At 68.6% G+C, this 20,130-nt stretch carries 20 protein-coding genes, 1 tRNA gene and 2 pseudogenes; 11 read left to right on the top strand and 12 right to left on the bottom strand.

What is annotated here, in order from left to right; translation table 11 throughout:
• Positions 1-75: 75 nt before the first annotated feature.
• Positions 76-357 (top strand): annotated as a pseudogene (locus CWC60_RS05585) (integrase core domain-containing protein); the annotation flags it as partial.
• A gap of 89 nt (positions 358-446) precedes the next feature.
• On the opposite strand, the pseudogene CWC60_RS05580 reads toward CWC60_RS05585, so the two are convergent.
• The 3 genes and pseudogenes from CWC60_RS05580 to CWC60_RS05570 all read right to left on the bottom strand — a co-directional run.
• Positions 447-1,031, bottom strand: a pseudogene (locus tag CWC60_RS05580) (transposase family protein); the annotation flags it as partial.
• A 57-nt stretch (positions 1,032-1,088) separates the two neighbouring features.
• Positions 1,089-1,571, bottom strand: coding sequence for a DUF309 domain-containing protein (locus CWC60_RS05575; protein ID WP_109793000.1), 483 nt, complete (start codon positions 1,569-1,571; stop codon positions 1,089-1,091).
• Positions 1,572-1,791: 220 nt separating this feature from the next.
• Complete coding sequence (locus CWC60_RS05570; RefSeq protein WP_109792999.1) at positions 1,792-2,670, bottom strand: alpha/beta fold hydrolase; 879 nt, start codon at positions 2,668-2,670, stop codon at positions 1,792-1,794.
• Positions 2,671-3,264: 594 nt separating this feature from the next.
• Here CWC60_RS05570 and CWC60_RS23495 point away from each other — a divergent pair.
• Genes CWC60_RS23495 through CWC60_RS05555 form a run of 3 tightly spaced genes read left to right on the top strand, consistent with a single transcriptional unit; the run spans position 3,265 to position 6,227 of the window.
• A complete protein-coding gene (locus CWC60_RS23495; RefSeq protein ID WP_164516387.1) occupies positions 3,265-3,780 on the top strand; it encodes a DUF3489 domain-containing protein in 516 nt (171 codons plus the stop codon).
• A gap of 13 nt (positions 3,781-3,793) precedes the next feature.
• On the top strand, positions 3,794-4,471 hold the full coding sequence (locus tag CWC60_RS05560) for a DUF2924 domain-containing protein (protein WP_206419784.1): 678 nt from the start codon (positions 3,794-3,796) through the stop codon (positions 4,469-4,471).
• A gap of 40 nt (positions 4,472-4,511) precedes the next feature.
• Positions 4,512-6,227 (top strand): recombinase family protein, encoded by a 1,716-nt coding sequence (locus CWC60_RS05555; protein ID WP_206419783.1) that lies wholly within the window; start codon positions 4,512-4,514, stop codon positions 6,225-6,227.
• A gap of 259 nt (positions 6,228-6,486) precedes the next feature.
• Here the strand turns inward: CWC60_RS05555 and CWC60_RS05550 are convergent.
• Both CWC60_RS05550 and CWC60_RS05545 read right to left on the bottom strand, forming a co-directional pair.
• Positions 6,487-6,563, bottom strand: a tRNA-Pro gene (locus CWC60_RS05550).
• A 78-nt stretch (positions 6,564-6,641) separates the two neighbouring features.
• Positions 6,642-7,661, bottom strand: coding sequence for a polyprenyl synthetase family protein (locus tag CWC60_RS05545; RefSeq protein WP_206419782.1), 1,020 nt, complete (start codon positions 7,659-7,661; stop codon positions 6,642-6,644).
• 128 nt (positions 7,662-7,789) lie between these two features.
• Here CWC60_RS05545 and CWC60_RS05540 point away from each other — a divergent pair, with 128 nt between their 5' ends.
• From CWC60_RS05540 to CWC60_RS05530, 3 genes are read left to right on the top strand one after another with little or no spacing between them, the layout of a single operon-like run.
• Positions 7,790-7,996, top strand: coding sequence for a putative signal transducing protein (locus CWC60_RS05540; RefSeq protein WP_109793010.1), 207 nt, complete (start codon positions 7,790-7,792; stop codon positions 7,994-7,996).
• 5 nt (positions 7,997-8,001) lie between these two features.
• Positions 8,002-8,772, top strand: a complete 771-nt coding sequence (locus CWC60_RS05535; RefSeq protein ID WP_109792996.1) for a tRNA1(Val) (adenine(37)-N6)-methyltransferase — start codon at positions 8,002-8,004, stop codon at positions 8,770-8,772.
• Positions 8,769-9,632 carry a S49 family peptidase gene (locus CWC60_RS05530; protein WP_109792995.1) on the top strand — a complete coding sequence of 288 codons (864 nt, stop codon included), beginning with the start codon at positions 8,769-8,771 and terminating at the stop codon, positions 9,630-9,632. Before CWC60_RS05535 ends, CWC60_RS05530 begins: the two co-directional genes overlap by 4 nt.
• A gap of 6 nt (positions 9,633-9,638) precedes the next feature.
• Here CWC60_RS05530 and CWC60_RS05525 read toward each other — a convergent pair whose 3' ends face one another.
• From CWC60_RS05525 to CWC60_RS05515, 3 genes are all read right to left on the bottom strand, one after another.
• Complete coding sequence (locus CWC60_RS05525; protein ID WP_109792994.1) at positions 9,639-10,802, bottom strand: DUF1501 domain-containing protein; 1,164 nt, start codon at positions 10,800-10,802, stop codon at positions 9,639-9,641.
• 2 nt (positions 10,803-10,804) lie between these two features.
• Complete coding sequence (locus CWC60_RS05520) at positions 10,805-12,136, bottom strand: DUF1800 domain-containing protein (protein WP_109792993.1); 1,332 nt, start codon at positions 12,134-12,136, stop codon at positions 10,805-10,807.
• Positions 12,137-12,291: 155 nt separating this feature from the next.
• Complete coding sequence (locus CWC60_RS05515) at positions 12,292-13,545, bottom strand: LLM class flavin-dependent oxidoreductase (RefSeq protein WP_109792992.1); 1,254 nt, start codon at positions 13,543-13,545, stop codon at positions 12,292-12,294.
• Positions 13,546-13,671: 126 nt separating this feature from the next.
• Between CWC60_RS05515 and CWC60_RS05510 the strand changes: the two genes are divergently transcribed.
• On the top strand, positions 13,672-14,382 hold the full coding sequence (locus tag CWC60_RS05510; protein ID WP_109792991.1) for a haloacid dehalogenase type II: 711 nt from the start codon (positions 13,672-13,674) through the stop codon (positions 14,380-14,382).
• Between the two features lie 4 nt (positions 14,383-14,386).
• Here CWC60_RS05510 and CWC60_RS05505 read toward each other — a convergent pair whose 3' ends face one another.
• The gene (locus tag CWC60_RS05505; RefSeq protein ID WP_206419781.1) at positions 14,387-14,917 is read right to left on the bottom strand and encodes a superoxide dismutase family protein; all 531 of its coding nucleotides are present in this window, start codon (positions 14,915-14,917) and stop codon (positions 14,387-14,389) included.
• A 110-nt stretch (positions 14,918-15,027) separates the two neighbouring features.
• Positions 15,028-15,834 carry an undecaprenyl-diphosphate phosphatase gene (locus CWC60_RS05500; RefSeq protein ID WP_109792990.1) on the bottom strand — a complete coding sequence of 269 codons (807 nt, stop codon included), beginning with the start codon at positions 15,832-15,834 and terminating at the stop codon, positions 15,028-15,030.
• A 102-nt stretch (positions 15,835-15,936) separates the two neighbouring features.
• Here CWC60_RS05500 and CWC60_RS05495 point away from each other — a divergent pair, with 102 nt between their 5' ends.
• Both CWC60_RS05495 and queG read left to right on the top strand, forming a co-directional pair.
• Positions 15,937-16,608 (top strand): glutathione S-transferase family protein, encoded by a 672-nt coding sequence (locus CWC60_RS05495; RefSeq protein WP_109793008.1) that lies wholly within the window; start codon positions 15,937-15,939, stop codon positions 16,606-16,608.
• Positions 16,589-17,722, top strand: coding sequence for a tRNA epoxyqueuosine(34) reductase QueG (gene queG / locus CWC60_RS05490; RefSeq protein ID WP_109792989.1), 1,134 nt, complete (start codon positions 16,589-16,591; stop codon positions 17,720-17,722). Before CWC60_RS05495 ends, queG begins: the two co-directional genes overlap by 20 nt.
• Here the strand turns inward: queG and CWC60_RS05485 are convergent.
• Entirely contained in the window at positions 17,719-18,462 is a 744-nt protein-coding gene (locus CWC60_RS05485) for a tetratricopeptide repeat protein (protein ID WP_109792988.1), read from the bottom strand. The genes queG and CWC60_RS05485 overlap by 4 nt on opposite strands.
• Positions 18,463-18,515: 53 nt before the next feature.
• Between CWC60_RS05485 and CWC60_RS05480 the strand changes: the two genes are divergently transcribed.
• A complete protein-coding gene (locus CWC60_RS05480; RefSeq protein ID WP_109792987.1) occupies positions 18,516-19,382 on the top strand; it encodes an SDR family oxidoreductase in 867 nt (288 codons plus the stop codon).
• Here the strand turns inward: CWC60_RS05480 and CWC60_RS05475 are convergent.
• A complete protein-coding gene (locus CWC60_RS05475) occupies positions 19,374-20,036 on the bottom strand; it encodes an alpha/beta hydrolase (RefSeq protein ID WP_206419780.1) in 663 nt (220 codons plus the stop codon). The two genes, CWC60_RS05480 and CWC60_RS05475, sit on opposite strands and share 9 nt — an antisense overlap.
• Between the last annotated feature and the right edge of the window lie 94 nt (positions 20,037-20,130).

Raw genomic sequence — 20,130 nt, 5'->3', positions numbered from 1 at the left:
ACGGCGCTTCAAAGGTCGGGAATCCCGCTCACCTGCACGAACTTTGCGCCAGACCCAGTTTTGCGTGCCGATTGACACACCGAGCGGCTGGCCGAGGCCGGTGTCGAGCCGTCCGTGGGCAGTGTCGGTGATTCCTATGACAACGCTCTCGCCGAGACGATCAACGGCCTCTACAAGACCGAGGTGATTCACCGGCGCGGGCCGTGGCGCTCGTTCGAGGCCGTCGAGTTCGCTACCCTCGAATGGGTCGACTGGTTCAACAATCGCCGGCTACTGGAGCCCATCGGCAACATCCCGCCGGCCGAAGCCGAGGAACGCTACTACGCCATGCCGGAGCAATCCGCAGTGGCCGCCTGACTCAAACGAAACTGCCTCCGGGAAACTCGGCGCGGTTCATGTGAAGGGTAACCGCGGCCTGAGAACAGCGGAACTTCCCCACATAGGACGTTGTCGGTGAGAACAGTGTGGATCTGGTACGGCACCGCTTCGACAAGGGCATCCAGGAAGGCCGTGGCGGTCTTCGTGCTGGCTCTCTCCTCCAACCGCACGAATGCGAACTTGCTTGTTCGATCAATGGCAACGAACAGGTTCAGCTTGCCCTCTTCCGTTCGCACCTCAGCAATATCGATGTGGAAGTAGCCGATCGGATAGCTTTTGAACCGCTTCTTCGGCTCCCCCTTCGTCTCCGGCAGGCGGCTGATGCCGTGACGCTGGTAGAGCCGATGAAGGGCCGAGCGCGATAGATGCGGGATCGTCGCTTGAAGAGCATAGAGGCAGTCGTCCAGCGGCAGCAGCGTGTGGCGCCGGAACGCGACGCACATCGCTTCCTCTTCCGGCGACAGGACCGAGGATCGGACTTCCTTCGGCCCCATGCGCGCATCCTCGACGGACGTACGCTTGCGCCACTTTCGAACGGTCTTCTCATTGAGGCTGTATTGCGCCGCTGGCTCCGCGACCGAAGCTTGCGATCGCTGTATCGCTGCTCGGACCGCGTGCGTGGTCGTGGCGCTGCCGTGAAGTACTTGTCCCATAGTGCGTCCCGCTCCTCCTGCGATGGCATCATTCGATCACACCGTGGGACTAAACACCTAGCCGCGCGGCAGGGCGGCGGGGAACACGACCTCGGGCGGCGCGCCGGGCGCGGCCGGGCGCTCCGGCGGGTCGGCGGCGATGGCTTCGGCAAAGGCGGCGAGGCGTTCGGGCGAGGCGTGCTCGACGGCCGCGTGTCCGGCGGCGAGCGCGCGGAACAGGTCGCGGGCGCGCCCGGCGTGATGGCCACAGCCGGCGGCGCTGCCCTCGCGCGCCTTCACCCCGGCGGCGGCGAGCGCGATCAGGCCGCGGTAGAGCCGTTCGGCCGGGCTGTCGCGTTTCAGCCCGCGCCACAGCCCCTCCCAGGCCTCGTGCGCCTCCCAGTAATAGCCGCGGTCGAACAGATCGGCGGCATGCGTCCGCACCGCCGCGGCCGGCCGGCCGTCGAGCCCGGCGACATGGCCGTCCCCGGGATGCGGATGCCGCCCCGGCACGTAGGCATAGGGCGGTAGCGGCGGTTCGGAGTCGGGTGGTCGGGACATGCCGCCACTCTGCGCCGCCGGGAGCTTGCGGGCAACGGCGGCTGCCCCCTCACCCAGCTTCGGCTAGGCTCGCATGCGCTCGCCAAGCCTGCGCACCCCTCTCCCCCTTTCAGGGGGCGAGGGAAGAGAAGAAGCGCCGTGACAGAAAGCCCCCTCTCCCGCGTGAGTGGGAGAGGGAGGGGCCCAACCCGCAGGGTTGGGAGGGTGAGGGTGGCCGCGCCTACACCGTCACCGGCACGGTGCGGTTGAGGAATTCGATGACCGCGTCGGCGAAGATGTCGTTGCGGTCGCCGGCGACCATGTGGGCGGCGTTGTCCACGTTAACGTATTCGGCATGCGGGCACTGCTGCAGGAAGCTCTGCGCGCCCTCCTCGCTCAGCACGTTCGACAGGCCGCCGCGCACCAGCAGGGTCGGCAGGGTCAGGTTGTCGGCGGCCTCGGCCAGGCGCCGGCGATAGTCGTCGAAGGCGTTGCGGTTGGCGCGCCAGGCCGGGTCCCAGTGCCAGCGGTACTTGCCGTTCTCGGCCAGCCGCACGTTCTTGGCCAGGCCGTCCAGCTTGCGCGGCTGCGGCCGGTGCGGCTGGTAGCTGGCGATCGCCTCGGCGACCTCTTCCAGGCTGTCGAAGCCCTCGGGCTTCTGGTCCATGAAGTCCTGGATGTGCTGCGCGCCCTCGGGCTCGATGCGCGGCGCCATGTCGACCAGCACCAGCGCCGCCGCCTCCATGTGGCCCTCGCCCAGCGCCACCAGGCTGGTGCCGCCGCCCATGGAGGCGCCGACCAGCACCGGCCTGCCGCCGCCCAGCGCTGCCACCACGCGGCGCAGGTCCTCGACCATGAAGTCGGCGCCATAGGCGCCGTCCTGCCCCCAGCCGGAATCGCCATGGCCGCGGGCGTCGAAGGCGACGGCGTGATAGCCGGCCTTGCCCAGGGTCTCGCCGGCGCCCTTCCAGGCATGGCGGGTCTGGCCGCCGCCGTGCTGCAGCACCACCAGCGGGCCGTTCGGGTCGCCCCAGGTGTCGCCGGCGATCGGTACGCCGCCGGCGTCTTCCCAGACATGCTTCGGTTTCGGGGTTCCGGGCAGCCGCCGGCCTGCACTCATCGCTGCACTCCTTCATGCCTGATGGCCCGCCCGGCCCGGCCGCGACAGGGGCCCCGTATGTCCGGGGCTCGCTTTCAGCCGACATTTCCCAAGTGGCCTGCCATTTGACGGCAACATTGTCTGACGCGAGGCCCCCGGATCAAGCATTTTCACCCCCGAGCGGTGTCTGCGGTTGCGAAAACACCCCGAACCAGTCGGATGGAGCCGCGAATCTCTACTGTGGTGGCGCGGCGGACCTGTTTTTCAGCGCCCCAGACAAGCGGGTCACATGGGCCAGCAGGCGTGACTGGAGGTGGTCTGCGCCCCTGAATGGTCCTCGATTTGAGATTGGCCTGTTCCTCGAAATGCACTCCGGCTGCCTGCTGCCGCCGGATAGCGGAGTTTTTTGGCTCTGGTCGCGGTGCCGGCCGGTATCGCCACCGTGCCAGTTTCACGGACTGGACTTGCTCCGCGCCGCAAGCATGCATGGTGTCGGGATTGGCCACGCGAGACGTGCGTGGTCGGCCCGGCTCGGCGCCCGCATCGCGGTCCGGGCTTCTCCTGGTGACAGCGCCGGCATCGGGCCGGCGCGGAACGAAGCTACGGAGACCGACCATGACCAGACTCAACGACAGGCAGACTGCGGTTCTTGGTAACGCCGCGGGCCGGCCGGACGGCTATATTCTGCCGCTCCCGGAACACGTCCAGATGAAAGGCGGCGGGCTCGCCGCAATGCTGAAGGCCCTGGAGCGCAGCGGCCTAGTACAGCGCTCAGACGACGTCTGGACCATCACCGAGGACGGTCGGGCGGCCGTCGGCGGCAGCAAGGATGAGAAGACCGAGCCGCAGGTTGCGACCGAGGACCCGGATGCGAGCGGCGGCGATAGCGTCGCGGCGCCGCTCTTCCGGCCGGGCACGCGGCAGGCGCAGCTGCTGGACCTGCTGCAGCGGGAGGAGGGCGCCGACATCGACGAGATGGTGCATCTCACCGGCTGGCAGCCGCACAGCGTGCGGGCCGTGCTGACGGGCTTCCGCAAACGCGGCGTCGAGGTGACCCGCACGAAGGAAGGCAACGGCGTCAGCGTCTACCGCGCCTTCGCGCCGACGAACGCCGTCGATGCCGTCGGCTGAGGAAGCGGCGACGATGCGAGGGAAACGAGCAAAGGGGGCAGGCGGCGACGATCCGGTCGCCGCCTGTCGCATCCGAACCGGCACCGGCGACGGGGTTCCCGGCGAGATTTCACGGCCGGTCTCGGCGCCGGCGCCAGCCGTGGCGGATGTGGACGACCGGGTTCGGGAGATGACACGGGAACAGCTGGTCGTCTTCTGGCAGCGTCGCTGGCGACGGCCACCGCCGAAGGGAATCAGCCGGCGGTTGCTCGAGTGCAACGCCGCCTGGCTGATCCAGGCCGAAGGGCAGGGCGGGGTCGGCGCCGCCACGCGGCGTCGGTTGAACGAACTTGCCGAGGCCGGCGACGACGACGGGGCGAACGAGGCAGCCATGAAACCCGGCAGCAGGCCGAAGGTCCCGCGCCGGCCCCTGCGAGCGGGGAGCCGCCTGATCCGGCAGTGGCAGGGGCGAACCCACGTCGTCGACGTGGTCGACGATGGCTTCAGCTATGACGGCCGGAACTTTAGCTCGCTGACGGCGATCGCCTTCGAGATTACCGGCGCCCGTTGGTCGGGACCGCGGTTCTTCGGTCTCAATCGACGGAAGACGCAGTCCGGCGCCGAGCGAAGTACAAGAGAAACGCAAGCGGCCGCGCCGGGTGCGAACTCGGACCCTTCCGATTCCTGCGTCGAGGATGGTTCGGATGTCTGAGCGCCAGCAGAACGGCGCTACGGGCTCAAGAGCGCAGCAGATGAAAGGAAGGGCTGGCTCCGCCGCCCGCAGCGGGGCATCCGGCCGGATGGTCCGCTGCGCCATCTACACGAGGAAGTCGACGGAGGAGGGGTTGGACCAGGCCTTCAACTCGCTGGATGCCCAGCGGGAGGCCTGCGCCGCCTATATCCGCAGCCAGCAGCACGAGGGCTGGAAGGAACTCCCCGACCGCTACGACGATGGCGGCTTCTCCGGCGGTTCGATGGATCGTCCTGCACTGGTCGCATTGCTTGACGACATCCGAGCCGGCCGCATCGACACGGTGGTGGTCTACAAGGTGGACCGGCTGACCCGCTCGCTCGCCGACTTCGCCAAGATCGTCGAACTCTTCGAGGGTCAGGGCGTCTCCTTCGTCTCGGTGACCCAGCAGTTCAACACCACAACCTCCATGGGTCGGCTGACGCTGAACGTGCTGCTCTCCTTCGCCCAGTTCGAGCGCGAGGTCACCGCCGAGCGCATCCGCGACAAGATTGCCGCCTCCCGCAAGAAGGGCATGTGGATGGGCGGCAGCCTGCCGGTGGGCTACCGCGCCGAGGAGCGGCAACTGGTCGTCGACGAAGCGCAGGCACAGCTCGTTCGACGCATCTTCGCCCTCTATCTCGAACTGGGCTCGGTGAGGGACGTCCAGCAGGTCCTGGACGCGGAAGGCATCCGCACGCCGCAGCGGAAGAGCAGGGCGGGCAGGAACCATGGCGGCCGGCCCTTCAGCCGGGGCAACCTCTATTCGATCCTCGGCAATCCCGTCTACATCGGTCGGGTCCGCCATCGCGGCGAGGTCTTCGACGGCCGGCACGAGGCCATCATCGACCGCGAAACCTGGACCCGCGTCCAGAAGCAACTGGCCCATCAGGCACGGCGCAAGCGGGACACCGGCGGAGGGGCCAGCCAGCACCTGTTCGCCGGGCTTCTGTTCGATGAAGACGGCGAGCCGCTCTACGCGACCCAGGCCAGCAAACAGGGTCGGCGCTATCGCTACTACACGTCGAAGGCGCTGGTGGAGGGCAGGGAGGACGCAGCCGGGTCCGGCAAGGGCTGGCGCATTGCGGCGCCCGCCTTCGAGAAGCTGGTGGTCGAACAGCTGCAGGCCCTGCTTCGCGACCCCATCCGCCTGATGGACCTTCTGAAGGACAACTCTCGCGACAACACGCGTCTCACCGACCTCATCGACCGGGCCGCGGAGATGGCCAACCAATTCGACCCCGGGCAGCCAGAACCCGCCGGTGAACATATTCGCCAACTGGTCCGACGCATCGAAATCCGCGACGGCATACTCGGCCTGGTACTCGACCGGGCGACACTGGATGAACAGGACGAGCCTGGGCCGGAGGAGCTCTCGATCGAACTGCCGGTTCGGGTCGCCCGCCGCGGTGTCGAAAGCCGCATCGTGCTCGCTGATAACGAAACCAACACTGGGACGCCCGATGCGGCGCTGGTGCGGCTGATTACCCGCGCCCATCGCTGGAACAACATGCTGGCGACCGGCCAGGCGGGCTCGCTTCAGGAGCTATCGGCCAAGTCAGGCATCGACCGCAGCGAGATCGGTCGCGTGCTGCAACTGGCCTGGCTCGCCCCCGACATCACCGAGGCCATCCTCGATGGCCATCAGCCCTCCGAGCTCACGGCGCATCGCCTGAAACGGATGGCCGGCCTGCCGCTCGGCTGGACCGAGCAGCGGAAGGCGCTGGGCTTCGCCTGATCAAGCACCCCGGCGACCGCCTCCGGTAAAACCATCTGTCCGCGACTCCAGAACCATGTGTCCGGCTGCAACCGTCCGCCGGCAAAATGATGGTGGGGCTGCCCAAATGGCCCAAAAGAGACGCTCGCCGAAACGGGCGGGAAAAGCGCCCGAAATACTGTCTCTCGTGGCAGGCATTCGTCGCGTCAGCGCCGACAAGTCCCGGGAAGCCGGCGTTCCGGGGCCCGGCTATCGGGGCTGGCGATTTTTGAAGACTAGTTGGTCGGGGAGAGAGGATTCGAACCTCCGGCCCCCGCCTCCCGAAGACGGTGCTCTACCAGGCTGAGCTACTCCCCGACCGGTGCCTGCGCGCCCGCTTTGGCGCGCCGGGAGGCGAGCGGCTGTATAGCGGCTGCCCGCCGCCCCCGCAAGGCCTCAATACGCCCGTTCGATGGTGAAATCGATGGCGTCGATCATCGCGCTCTTCAGCGCGCCGTCGGAGAAGATTCCCAGCGCGTCGCGGGCCCTGGCGCCATAGTGGCGCGCGCGTTCGATGGTGTCGGTCAGCGCATTGTGGCGCGCCATCAGATCCAGCGCATGCTCCAGGTCGCCGTCGTCCTGCTCCAGCTTCTCCAGGCAGCGCCGCCAGAAGACCCGATCCTCCTCCGCGCCGCGGCGGAAGGCCAGCAGGACGGGCAGGGTGATCTTGCCCTCCTTGAAGTCGTCGCCGATGGACTTGCCCAGGGTCGCCTTGTGCGCCGAATAGTCGAGGGCGTCGTCGACGAGCTGGAAGGCGACGCCCAGATTGCGGCCGTAGGAATCGAGCGCCTCGACCTCCGGCCGGCCGGCATCGGCCACCACGCCGCCCACGCGCGCGGCGGCGGCGAACAGGGCCGCGGTCTTCGACGAGATCACGTCCAGATAGGCGTCTTCGGTGGTCTCCGTGTCGTTGGTGGTGATCAGCTGCATCACTTCGCCCTCGGCGATGACGGCCGATGCGCGCGAGAGGATGCCCAGCACCTCCAGCGAGCCGTCGGCGACCATCAGCTCGAAGGCGCGGGAGAACAGGAAGTCGCCGACCAGCACGCTCGCCTGGTTGCCGAAGACGGCGTTGGCGGTGGCGTTGCCGCGCCGGAGATCGCTTTCGTCCACGACATCGTCATGGAGCAGTGTGGCGGTGTGGATGAACTCGACGCAGGCGGCCAGGGCCACGTGCCGCTCCTCGCGGTAGCCGCAGAGCTGCGCCGCGGCCAGCGTCAGCATGGGCCTGAGACGCTTGCCGCCGGCGGCGATGATGTGGCTGGCGAGTTGCGGGATCAGCGCCACGTCCGACTGCATCTTGTCGAGAATGACGGCATTGACCTTTTCCATGTCGCCGCCGACGAACTGGCGCAGGGCCTCGAGACCCTTGCGCGGGTTTTCCTGATCGCCTTTCAGCGGTACGACATTCGACAAGTCGGCTGCTCCGGGTGCGGATTGCTGTTGCGCAGGGTGCCGACAATAGATTTCGCCCGGGGCCGGTCAAGCGCCCCCGGCGGGACCACTTGTCGCTTGGCCGCGGGGAAAGGGACGGGAACACCGCCATGAAGGAGATCTTCCGCAGCAACGATCCCGTGCAACTGTCCTTCGCCGAAGCGGTACTGAAGGCGGAAGGGATCGAGGCGATCATCCTGGACCAGCACATGAGCGTGATGGAAGGCTCGCTCGGCGTCCTGCCCCGGCGGCTGATGGTGGCGGATGCCGACGCGCATCCGGCGCGGCGGCTGCTGGAAGATGCCGGCGCGCTCTGATTCAGATGGACGATTGGACTGATGACCGGGTGCTGGAGGGGCGGATCGTGCTGCGCCAGCCGCGCCAGGGCTTCCGCAGCGGCGCCGACGCCCTGCTGCTCGCCGCCGCATGCGATCCGCCGGACGGGGGGCGGGCGCTGGAGCTGGGCTGCGGGACGGGTATGCCGATGCTGGCCCTTGGCTGGCGGCGGCCGGACGTGCGGGTCGTCGGCCTGGAGCGGGATCCGGCGACGGCGGCGCTGGCTGCGTTCAACGTCAGGCGCAACCTGCTCTCGCGACGGCTTTCCGTGGTCTGCGGCGACGTCGCGTCCGCGCCGTTCGCCGCCGGCGCGTTCGATCTGGTGCTGGCCAATCCGCCCTATTTCGTCGAGGGCCGACACCGCCGTTCGCCGAACGTGGAGCGGGATCGGGCGCGGGCGGAGACCACCGCCGGTCTGGCGCAATGGGTCGCCGCCGCCGCCACGGCCCTCCGTTCCGGCGGCCAGTGCGTCTTCATCCTCAGGAGCGAGCGGCTGGCGGAATACCTGGCCGCGCTGCCGGCCGGTTTCGGGGCCGAGGTGCTGCCGTTGCTTGGCCGTCCGGGCCGGCCGGCGAAGCGGGTTCTGGCACGCGCCGGCGCGGGGCTGACCGGGGTGAACCAACTCGAAGGACTGGCCCTGCACCGCGCCGACGGGTCGGAGACCGCGCTGGCGCCGGCGCTTTTTCGCCATGGCGCGCCGATCCGCTGGCATTCCGCCTTGTATCGCGGTGCCACACGGATACATAGGCCCTCATGAACGAAGAGAAGCCGAAGATATACAGAGATCCAGGCGCGTGGCTGAAGTACCAGCGCGGCCGGCCCGTGGTCTCCGTGCTGCGTCTGGAGGGCGTCATCGCCACCGGCCGCGGCGGCCCACTGCGTCCCGGTTCGCTGAACCTCGCCGCGCTCAATTCCCAGATCGAGCAGGCCTTCAAGCCGAAGCGGCTTTCGGCTGTCGCGCTGCAGATCAACAGCCCCGGCGGTTCGCCGGTGCAGTCGGCGCTGATCGCCGACGCGGTGCGCCGCAAGGCCGTGAAGAAGGGCGTGCCGGTGCTCGCCTTCGCCGAGGACGTCGCCGCCTCGGGCGGCTACTGGCTGATGACGGCGGGTGACGAGCTCTATGTCCATCCGGCGTCGATCGTCGGTTCGATCGGCGTCATCTACGCCTTCTTCGGCTTCCAGGAACTGATGCAGCGCCACGGCGTGGAGCGCCGTATTCACACCGCCGGCGAGCGCAAGGTGATGCTCGACCCCTTCAGCCCGGAGCGGGAGGAGGACGTCGAGCGGCTGGGCCGCATGCAGGAACAGATCCACCAGCAGTTCATCGACCAGGTGAAGGCGCGCCGCTCCGACAAGCTGAACCGCCGCCGCTACAAGGAAATCTTCTCCGGCGACGTCTTCGTCGGCGAGGAGGCGGTGCGTCTCGGGCTGGTGGACGGCCTTGGCGTGATGGACCAGGTGCTGCGCGAGAAGTTCGGCGAGCATCTCATCCTCAAGCGCATCTCGGTGAAGAGTTCGCCGCTGCGCCGCCTGCTGGGCGGCGCCCGGCGCGACATCGCCGCCGATGCCCTCGCCAGCATCGACGACCGGCTCGCCTGGAACCGGTTCGGGCTTTAGACCTTCTCAGCCTCGGACCAGGCCGTCGAGGCGGCGGTCGCGCCGCACCCCGGGCAGCACGCGTTCGCCGAGCGCCGCCGAGGCGTAGCCAAGATGGTCGTGCAGCAGCGCCCGGAAAAGGTTACGCAGGTCGATCGTGGGCCGCAGGTCGCGGCCCTGGATCAGGTCACGCGGGGCGAGACCCGGCCACTCGCTGACGATCCGGCCGCCGTTCACGGCGCCGCCGAACAGGAAGGCCGCGCCGCCGACGCCATGATCGGTGCCCTGATTGCCGTTGATCCGCACCGTGCGTCCGAACTCGGTGACGACCAGCACGGCGGTGTGCCGCCAGACCGGCTGCAGGCCGCCGACCAGAAGCTCCAGCCCCGCCTCCAGTTCGGCCAGCTTGCGCTCCAGGCGATTGGCCGCGTTGGTGTGGGTATCCCAGCCGGTGTCGTCCATTGCCACAATGCGTGGGCCGTCCGCCGTGCTCATCAGTTCCGCCGCGCCCTTCATCAGCGGCTCCAGCCGCCTGCGCGACTGACGCGTGCCCTCGATCCCTTGGTCGAGGCCGGCGGTCATGGGCTGCTGCTCCAGGGCGCTTGCGATGTGCGGGGCCAGCAGCGGGTCTTCCCGCCATAGCGCCGCGATCCGCGCGAGCGTGGATTCGTCGGCCTGTGGCAGGGCATTGGGCGCCCAGGAGCCGACGGTCACCCGGCCGCGCAGCACCAGCGGCGGGCGGATGCCGACGCCCATGGCGTAGCCCGCCGGCGCGCCGCGCTCGGCGACGGCCCGGTTGAGCCAGCCGTCGGCGCTGCCGCTCGGGCCGTCCAGACCCGATTCCAGTACGTTCTGCGCGTCGAAGTGCGACCGTTCCCGGTATGGCGTACCGACGGCGTGAAAGCCGATCAGTTCCTTCCGAGCCCACAACCGAGCCAGCGTCGGCAGGGCGGGGTGAAGGCGGAAGAAGCCGTCGAGCGGCAGGGTCGCCGTCTCGGGCGCACGGCGGACGGCGAAATGCGGGTCGCCCAGCGGCGGCAGCACCGCCAGTCCGTCCATGCCGCCGCGCAGGATGATCACCAGCAGCCGCCGCTCGTCGGCGCCGGCAAAGGCGGGCAGGGTGGGCGTCAGGCCCGCGGCGAGCGTGAGCCCGGACGAGGCGAGAAGGTGGCGGCGCGTGAGGTCCGTCATGCTCACCGCCTCTGGAACGCGGGCGCGGCGAACAGGATCGCCAGCGCCTGCGCCTCGCTCTCGGCCAGCGCGACGCTGACCGCCATGTCCCGGGGCAGCAGCGGTCCCAGCGCGTCGCCGGCTGTCCGCTCCGGCTTCAGCCAGCCGGTCATCCGCTCGCCAAGCGCGCCGGCGTACTCGATGCGGCGCATGGCCTGGTCGGCGCTGAGCCAGGCATCGGCGCGGTCGGGCCAGCCCTTCGGCGTCGGCGCCGACCATGGCGCCTGGCCGAAAAGTTCCAGCGCGCTGACCACCCACTTGTTGACCTTGCGGATGCCCGTGGCGCGCAGGCTGGAGATCAGCAGGTCGTTTGGCGTCTTCAGCTTGGTGAGCGGCGTCCAGGCGCTGCGCAGGCCGATCAGGCCGCGATACACGGTCGGCAGGTCGCCGCCGCTTTCTGACCAGACGCGGACGAGGTAGTCGAGGTCGGCCGGATCCGGCCGATCCGCGACGAAATGACGGAGCAGCCGGGCGCAGACATGGCGCGCGGTCGCCGGATGCCGGGCCAGATCGCGCAGCGCCGCTTCGGCCTGACCGGCGCCGTCGTCGGCATAGCGCCGTCCGAGCAGCGTCTTCGCGCCCGGCTGATGGGCGCGGGCATAGAACCAGAACGCGCCGGGTTGCCGTTCCCGGTCGGGCCGGCCGACGCTCCAGCCGGTCAGCATCAACGCCAGCGCTTCGACGTCGGCCTGGCTGTAGCCGCCGTCCGCGCCCAGGGTGTGAAGCTCCAGGATTTCGCGAGCCAGGTTCTCGTTCATGCCCTTGCCAAGGCGGCGGCCGGCCTCGGAGCGCGGACCGATCGAGAGCACATTGTCGAGGTAGAAGATCATGCCCGGATGACGCACCGCCGCCACCAGCAGATCCTCGAACCGGCCCATGATGTGAGGCCGGATCGCTTCCCGTTCGAAACCGCCGGCCAGGCCCAACAGGACCGCCTTGCGCGCCGAGACGGTGAAATGGTTCGACCAGAAATGGACCAGCCGTTCGCGGAAGGGCGTGTCCGTCAGTACCGCCGCACGGGTGCGCAGCATCGCCTCCTGCAGGAACAGCATGCGGAAATCGTTCTTGAACAGGCGGATGACGCCTGGGTTGCCGCCGCTGCGCCGGGCGCGCATGAAACGGCTCAGCATCGCCGCGCTCTGCGGCAGGCCGGTGAGCGGCTCCGGCGTTGCGGAATCCGGCGCGAGTTCGGCCAGCAGGCTGCCCTGAGGGTCGCCCGCGCGCCGTTCGATCTCGCCGGGCCGCGGGCCGTATCCGAACCGGATGGCCGCGACCGCGCCCATGGGCATTGTCATGGATTCAACCCCTCACGCCTGCGGGCGATTGAATCCCAACGGCTTTGCGATGTCGACAGTGCGATGCCTGCCGACGAGGCGGTGGAATCGAAACGGGGCGGCAACCTTCCGGCTGCCGCCCCCGATCACATCCATTGCAGCCGCCGCGGTTCGCCTCAGGCCGCGTCGCCGGAGCGGTTCACCTCGACCTGCGGTTTCGAGGCCCGGACCGGCGGAATCTGGTCGTCGGCCAGTTCCGGCATGTATTTCTTCCGCTTCATCGCGGCCTCGATGTAAGGCTTCAGTTCCTCGGCCTTCCGGGCCAGACGTTCCGACGCCTGGTCCTTGAAGTCCGGCAGCACCTCGTCGGCGAACATGTTCAGCGACCGGCAGATCTCGTCGTGGGTGTTCCGGCCGGCCTGCTGCAGGAAGATGATCTGGTCGACGCCCGCATCCTCGTAGTTGCGGATGTGGGCGCGGAAGTCGTCCGGCGTGCCGATGCCCGGCGCGTGCATCAGGTCGCGGCCCTTCTTCGCGGCGTCGATCATCTCCTCGCTGCCGACCTTGCGCTCGGCCTGGAAGTCCTCCCAGATCCGGGTGCGGCCGGGGATCGTGTCCTCGGCGATCAGCTTGCGCATGGCGTAGGAGAAGAACTCGAAACCCTCCTGGCCCTTGCGGATCGCCTCGCCGCGGTCATGGTCCAGCGAGAAGGCGCTGACCATCGCGATGTTGGCGTTGACCGCGTGGCCCAGCGGCACGCACTGATCGGACTTGATGATGTCGTAGTAGATGTCGGCCCAGGTCTTCGCTTCGTCCGGATCGACGAAGGAGAATGCCAGCGCGCCGATACCGTTCTGCGCCGCGACCTTGATGGTGTCGCGGTTGGTGCAGGCCATCCACATGGGCGGATGCGGCTTCTGCAGCGGCTTCGGCACCACATTGCGGCAGGGGAAGGAGAAGTTCTCGCTCTCGTAGCCGGGATAGGGCGTCATCACCATCATGTTGGCGACCTGCTCGGCGGCCTCCAGCGACATGGCGCGCTTCTTCTTGGCCGGAATGCCGAAGCCGTGCAGTTCCAGCCGCGTGGCGCCCTCGCCGATGCCGAACTGCGCGCGCCCGCTGGAGACCAGATCCAGCGAGGCGATGCCTTCGGCCGTGCGGGCCGGATGATTGTAGTTCGGGATCACCTGGCGGATGCCGTGGCCCAGCTTGATGTTCTTTGTCCGCCCCGCGGCGGCGGTCAGGAAGACCTCCGGCGAAGCGCAGTGGGAATACTCCTCCAGGAAGTGATGCTCGACGGCCCACGCGTAGTCGATGCCCAGCCGGTCGGCGAGTTCGACCTGCTCCAGCGCTTCCTGGAACAGCCTGTGCTCGTCGCCCTCGTTCCATGGCTTGGGCAGTTGCAGTTCGTAGAAAACCCCGAATTCCATTGTCTCTCCTCCCGGTACGTTTGAATGCGTTGGACGCGAGGGTATCAATCTTGACCCGACGGTAGAAGCGCGTGCTTGCAGTCGCGTCCGGCGGGAACCAATCTTGGCCAAACGGGAGGGACGCAAATGACCGATCGACCCAGGGCGCTGCTCTTCGATGTCTTCGGCACGGTGGTGGACTGGCGCGGCTCGATCGCTGCGGAAATCGACCTGATGACGGCGGCGCGGGGCTGGGGCGTCAGCGGCCACGACTTCGCGCTCGCCTGGCGCAATCTCTATCAGCCGGCCATGGCGCGCATCCGCGACGGCGGCCGCGGCTTCGTGAAGCTTGATGTGCTCCACCGCGAGAACTTGGAGCAGGTGCTGAAGGATTTCGGCATCGACGACATGACCGGGGCGGAGAAGGCCGAACTGAACCGGGTCTGGCACCGGCTCGACCCCTGGCCCGACGCCGTGGGCGGGCTGAACCGCCTCAAGAGCCGCTTCATCCTGGCGACCTGTTCCAACGGCAACATTTCCCTGATGGTGAACATGGCCAGGCGCGCCGGGCTGCCATGGGACGTGATCCTGGGCGCGGAGGTTGCGCGAGCCTACAAGCCGCAGCGCGAGGCCTATCTGAACTCCGCCGCCGCTCTGGATCTGGAGCCGGGCGAATGCTGCATGGTTGCCGCCCATAACGACGATCTCGCCGCGGCGCAGTCCTTCGGGCTGAAGACCGCCTATGTCGAAAGGCGCAGCGAGTTCGATGCCGGCGGCACCGAGCCCCGGCCGGCCACCGGCGACTGGGACTGGATCGCTGCCGACTTCCGCGACCTGGCCGATCAGCTCGACTGCTGAGCGCTCAGCCGCCGCTCTCGGCGATCACCGCGCAGGCAATGCGGGCCCCCGCGGCGCCCGATGGCTGGCTCTCGTAATCATCGGGACCTGAATGGATCATCAGGGCCGAACCGTCCCGGTCGAGCAGTGCGCCGTCGCCGGATTCCGTCAGTTGCACGCGGCTGTTCAGGACCTCGACGTTCAGGACGCCGTCGCTGCCGACATGCACGTTCGGCATGTCGCCCGGGTGCGGGCCGTCGTCGGCGTGAAAACCGTGGCTGGCGCCGTCGGCCAGATGGCCGCCGGCGGTCTTGAAGCCAGCGGCGGGCTCGCACTTGCCGGTCTCGTGAATGTGGAAGCCATGGGCGCCGGCCGGCAGCCGCTGGGCCTTCGCCGTCAACAGGACGCCGCCCGAGACCGGTTTCACGGTGATCTGGCCGATTCGCTGACCGTCGCCGTTCACGAGGTCGGCAGTGCGCGCCTCGTTGGCGGCCGCCGGCGACGCCGCCAGCAGGATGCCCGCCGACAGGCCGATGAGCGTGCCTTTCAGGTTCATGATTGTCGCTCCACGTCGATCTGGATCATGCAGCCGGGCCGCCGCGGCATTCGGGTGACCCGGTTCCCCGAGCACGTGGCGACGCGGTTTCCGGGCCGCAAGGCGTGACCTCAGACGACGCCGTAGACCACCGCCAGCAACACGGCGCCAAGCGCCAGTCGGTAGATCACGAAGGGGGCATAGCCCGACCGCCTGAGCCAGGCCATCATCAGAGCGATGGCGGGCAGGGCGGTCAGGAACGCCAGGCCCATGGCCATCAGCACGCCGCGGCCCAGCGACAGGTCGCCGCTCTCGTAGATCTCCTTCAGGCTGTGGCCGCCTGCGGCCAGGATCGCCGGGATCGAGAGCAGGAGCGAGAACCGTGCCGCTTCGGCCCGCTCGAAGCCGAGCAGGCGCCCCGCCATCATTGTCATGCCGGCGCGGCTGGCGCCCGGCACAAGCGCGATGACCTGAAACAGTCCGATCATGAGCGCGCTGCCCCAGCCCATGTGCTCCATCTTGCGGATGGTCATGCCGACGCCGTCGGCCAGCCAGAGCAGCAGGCCGAAGACGATGGTCGCCCAGGCGACCATTTCCAGGGAGCGGAACATCGCCGTGCGATCGAGCCACACCAGCACGCCGCCGGCCACGATGATCGGAATCGTGCCGACCAGAAGGTTCAGGAACAGGCGGCTGTTCGCGGTGTTGCGCAGCGCCAGCGCCTGGAAGAATCCGCCGATCACGCGGCCCACCTCCCGCCAGCAGTAGATGATGACCGCGGCAAGCGTGCCGACATGGACCGCCGCGTCCACCTTCACGCCCTGGTCGGGCCAGCCCAGCAGGTTCGACGTCAGATACAGGTGGCCCGAAGAGCTGATCGGCAGGAACTCGGTGATCCCCTGGACCAGGGCGATGATGATGAGTTGAAGGTCGGTCAACGCTTCGATCCCGCGGTCGATTGCCTGAGATGGCCGGAACGTGTCTTATCAGAGCGCCACTGAATGGCGAAGGTCTTTGCGCGGCGGAATCGGCGATCCTGGATGACGACCCTCTATCACTACTGGCTGTCGCAGGGGAGCCGGTTCATCCGGCTGCTGCTGGCGGAGAAGGGAATCGGATTCGATCTCGCCCTGACGAAGCCGTGGGCGCCGGGCGAGAGCTTCCTGTCGCTGAATCCGTCGGGCTGGCCGCCGGTGCTGGCTCCGGGGGGCGGCGTACCGGCGCTGGCGGACGCCCGCGCCATCGCCGAGTATATCGACGAACGTCACCCTCAGCCGGTCATGCTCGGCCAGAACGCCGTCGCCCGCGCCGAAGTGCGCCGGCTGGTGGGCTGGTTCGACTACAAGTTCGCCGTCGAGGTTTCCGACACGCTGCTGTTCGAGCGGCACTACCGCGGGATGATCCGCGCCGGGGCGCCGGATCCGACGGCGATCCGGACCGCGCGCACGAACATCCGTTTCCATCTCGACTATATCGGCCACCTCTCGGAGCGGCGGCGCTGGCTTGCCGGCGACGAGATGAGTCTTGCGGACCTCATGGCGGCGGCACATCTGTCGGTCGTCGACTATCTGGGCGAGGCGCCCTGGGACGAATTTCAGGAGGCGCGGCAGTGGTACAGCCGAATGAAGTCCCGGCCGTCGTTCCGTCCGCTGCTGGCGGACCGCGTCGCGGGGCTGGCGCCGCCGGCGCATTATGACGATCTCGATTTCTGATCCGGCTGGCCTGAAGGCGGCGATCCGGACGCGCGCGCTCGACCTGGGCTTTGCCGAGACCGGCGTCACCGCGCCCGCCGGAATCGCCCTGGCGGGCGAGCGCCTGGACGCGTTCCTGGCGGCCGGCCGGCAGGGCGACATGGACTGGATGGCCGAGCGCGCCGCCTGGCGCCGCGACCCGGCGGCGCTGTGGCCGGCGGCGCGGTCGATCGTGATGCTGGCGACGAACTACGGACCCGACCACGATCCGCTGGCCTTGCTGGACCATCCCGGGCGCGGCGCGGTTTCGGCCTATGCCGCGCGCCGGGACTATCACGATGTGGTCAAAAAGCGCCTGAAGGCCCTCGGCCGCTGGCTTGTCGATGAAACAGGTTGCGAAATCAAGGTGTTCGTGGATACGGCGCCCGTGATGGAGAAGCCCCTGGCCGCCGCGGCAGGCCTCGGCTGGCAGGGCAAGCACACCAATCTGGTCAGCCGCAGCGCCGGCTCCTGGACCTTTCTCGGCGCCATCTTCACGACCATCGACCTGCCGCCGGACGAAGCAGGGGGAGACCATTGCGGCGCCTGCCGGCGGTGCCTCGACGTCTGCCCGACCGACGCCTTTCCCGCGCCCTATCAACTCGACGCGAACCGCTGCATCGCCTATCTGACCGTGGAGCACCGCGGGCCGATCCCGCATGAATTCCGTGCGGCGATCGGTAACCGGATCTTCGGCTGCGACGACTGCCTGGCCATCTGTCCGTGGAACAAGTTCGCGAAGGTTTCCCGAGACGACCGGCTGGCGATGCGGGAGGAGATCCTGAATGCGCCGCTGGCGGAGCTGCTGGAACTCGACGACGCCGCCTTCCGGCGCATGTTCGCGCAGACGCCTGTCAAGCGGCTCGGGCGGGACCGCTTCCTGCGCAATGTCCTGATCGCAGCGGGCAATGCCGGCGACGAGTCGCTGTCGACACGTGTAGAGGTTCTGCTGGACGACGCTTCGCCGCTGGTGCGCGGCGCGGCGGTCTGGGCGCTGTCCCGTATCGGCGGTCCGGGTCGCCTGGCCGCCGCCCGCGCCCGTTGCGAACCCGTCGAGCGTGACGCCGACGTTCTGGCGGAGTGGTCGCGGCTCTAGTCGCCGTGTTCCAGCTCGAGTTCTTCGAGCAGGCGGCGCGCTGACTCGGCCCAGGAGGCTTCGGGATCGCGGGCGACCAGGCCGGTCAGGTCGTCGCGCGCCCCGTCCATGTCGCCGCCGCGGGCCCGCGCCCGAGCGCGCTCCATGATGGCGTGCGGATTGTCCGGCGCCAGCGCCAGGGCGGTGGCGGTGTCCTCCTCGGCGCCGGCGAAATTGCCGCTGCTCCGCCGGATCATGGCGCGCACGGCATAGGCCTCGACCATCAGGTCGTTGAGCTGGATGGCGCGGCTCGCCGACTGCTCTGCGGGCCCGAAGCGGTCCTGTCCGGCCAGCAGCAGCGCGCGGTCCAGATGGAGCGCAGGGTTCTCGGGCTGCCATGCCAGCGCCTGCTCCAGCGCCCTGAGCGCCTTGTCCTCGGCCTGGCCCAGCGTCCACATGGCCGCAGCCTGGCCCATGACCTCCGCAGCGGCGCGGCTGTCGGATTTGGCCAGTTCGTCGGCCAGCGTCTGCAGCTGGGCGCCGGCGATCCGGTGCTGGCCATTGGCGGCATAGGCCACCGCGGTGCAGTGCCTTGCGGGAACCCCGCCGCCGACGTCGCGCCATTGTAATGCGGACTGGAGCCCCTTCTCGGCGTCGGCCCTGACGGCTTCGAGGCAGCGGGTGTAGCTGTCGACCTGCTGCGCCAGTGAGGACGCGAAGGGCAGGGCGAGTGCGGCGAGGATGGCGATTGTGCGAAGCATCGGAAACCGATAGCGAAGAGGGGAACCCCTCGCAACAACCGGCGGAGGCCGCCTTGCACATATTTTCCTTCGGCCACGGCTATTCGGCGCGCGCCTTGCGCCGGCGTCTGCCCGGTGTGCGCTGGAGCGCGACGGCGCGGACGGCGGAAAGCCGCAAGGAACTGGAAGCCGAGGGCATCGCGGCATGGGACTTCGACGGCGCCGCGCCGCTGGCCGGCGACGCCCTGGACGGCGTCACGCACATCCTGGCCTCGGTTCCGCCCGACGGGGAAGGCGACCCGGTCGTTCGCTGTTGCGCCGAACAGATCAGGGCCTGCGCCGGGCTGCGCTGGATCGGCTATCTGTCGACCACCGGCGTCTATGGCGATCGCCAGGGCGGCTGGGTCGACGAGCGCAGCGAACTGCGTCCGGCAGGTGAGCGCGGCGCGCGGCGGGTGCAGGCGGAACTGGACTGGCTGGGCCTTTCGGGCGGCATCGACGGGCCGGCGGTGCAGATCTTCCGGCTGGCCGGCATCTACGGGCCGGGCCGGAGCCAGTTCAATGCCCTGCGCGATGGCAGCTCGCGCCGGATCGTCAAGCCGGGTCAGGTGTTTTCGCGCATACATATCGATGACATAGCGGCCGTTCTTGAGGCATCGATTGAACAACCGCGCGATGGCGGCGTCTACAATGTCTGCGATGACATGGCCGCCCCGCCCCAGGACGTGGTGGCATTCGCGGCGGAACTTCTGGGGATGGATCCGCCGCCCGAAGTGCCTTTCGAAGAGGCGGAGATGAGCCCGATGGTGCGCAGCTTCTACGGGGAAAGCAAGAAGGTCCGCAATGACCTGATCAAGCAGGAGCTTGGCGTGAAGCTTCGTTATCCGACCTACCGCGAGGGGTTGCCGGCGGTACTGGCTGCGGAGCAGCGATCAGACTGAGATCGCGGCCGCCAGCTCGTCGACCGTGGCGCAGAGCAGGGCGATGTCGCCCGGCTCGGACAGGCGGTGATCGCCCGATTTCGAGAAGCTGATGCGGACATCCTGGCTGCGGATCTGCCGCGCGATGTCCAGCGAGCGCTGCCAGGGCACGTCCGGGTCGGCCATGCCGTGCAGCAGCCGCACGGGCTGGGCGATCTCGACCGGTTCTTCGGCCATCACGAAATTCGCCTCGCCATCCTCGATCAGGCGCCGGGTGATGACATAGCCCGTCGGGTCGTAGTCGGAAGCAATGCGGACCCGGCCGGTCTCGCGGCATTCGGCCTGCTGTTCCGGGGTAAGTTTGTCCCACATGCCGGGCGTGAAGTCGGGCGCGGCGGCAATGCCGACCATGGCCGCGACCCGTTCGGGCTGCGCGAGGGCGAGCTTCATCGCGATCCATCCGCCCATGGAGGAGCCGACGACGATCTGCGGTCCGCTGGTCAGTTCGTCCAGCACGGCGGCGGCATCCTCGGCCCAGCGGGTGATGCAGCCCTTTGCGGCGAAGTCTCCGCTGCTTTCGCCGTGGCCGAGATAGTCGAAGCGTACGAAAGCCCGGCCGCGGGCCCGGCAATGCGCTTCGAGGGCCGTCGCCTTGGTGCCAGTCATGTCCGACATGAAACCCCCGCAGAACAACACGCCGGGGTTATTCCCATTCAGTTTGTGATAGGCGATGCTCTCGCCGTCGGGCCTCGCCAGTCGACCGGGCGCG

Source organism: Minwuia thermotolerans (assembly GCF_002924445.1).
In the GTDB taxonomy this organism is placed as follows: domain Bacteria; phylum Pseudomonadota; class Alphaproteobacteria; order Minwuiales; family Minwuiaceae; genus Minwuia; species Minwuia thermotolerans.
This window is presented reverse-complemented; position numbering and strand designations above follow the sequence as displayed.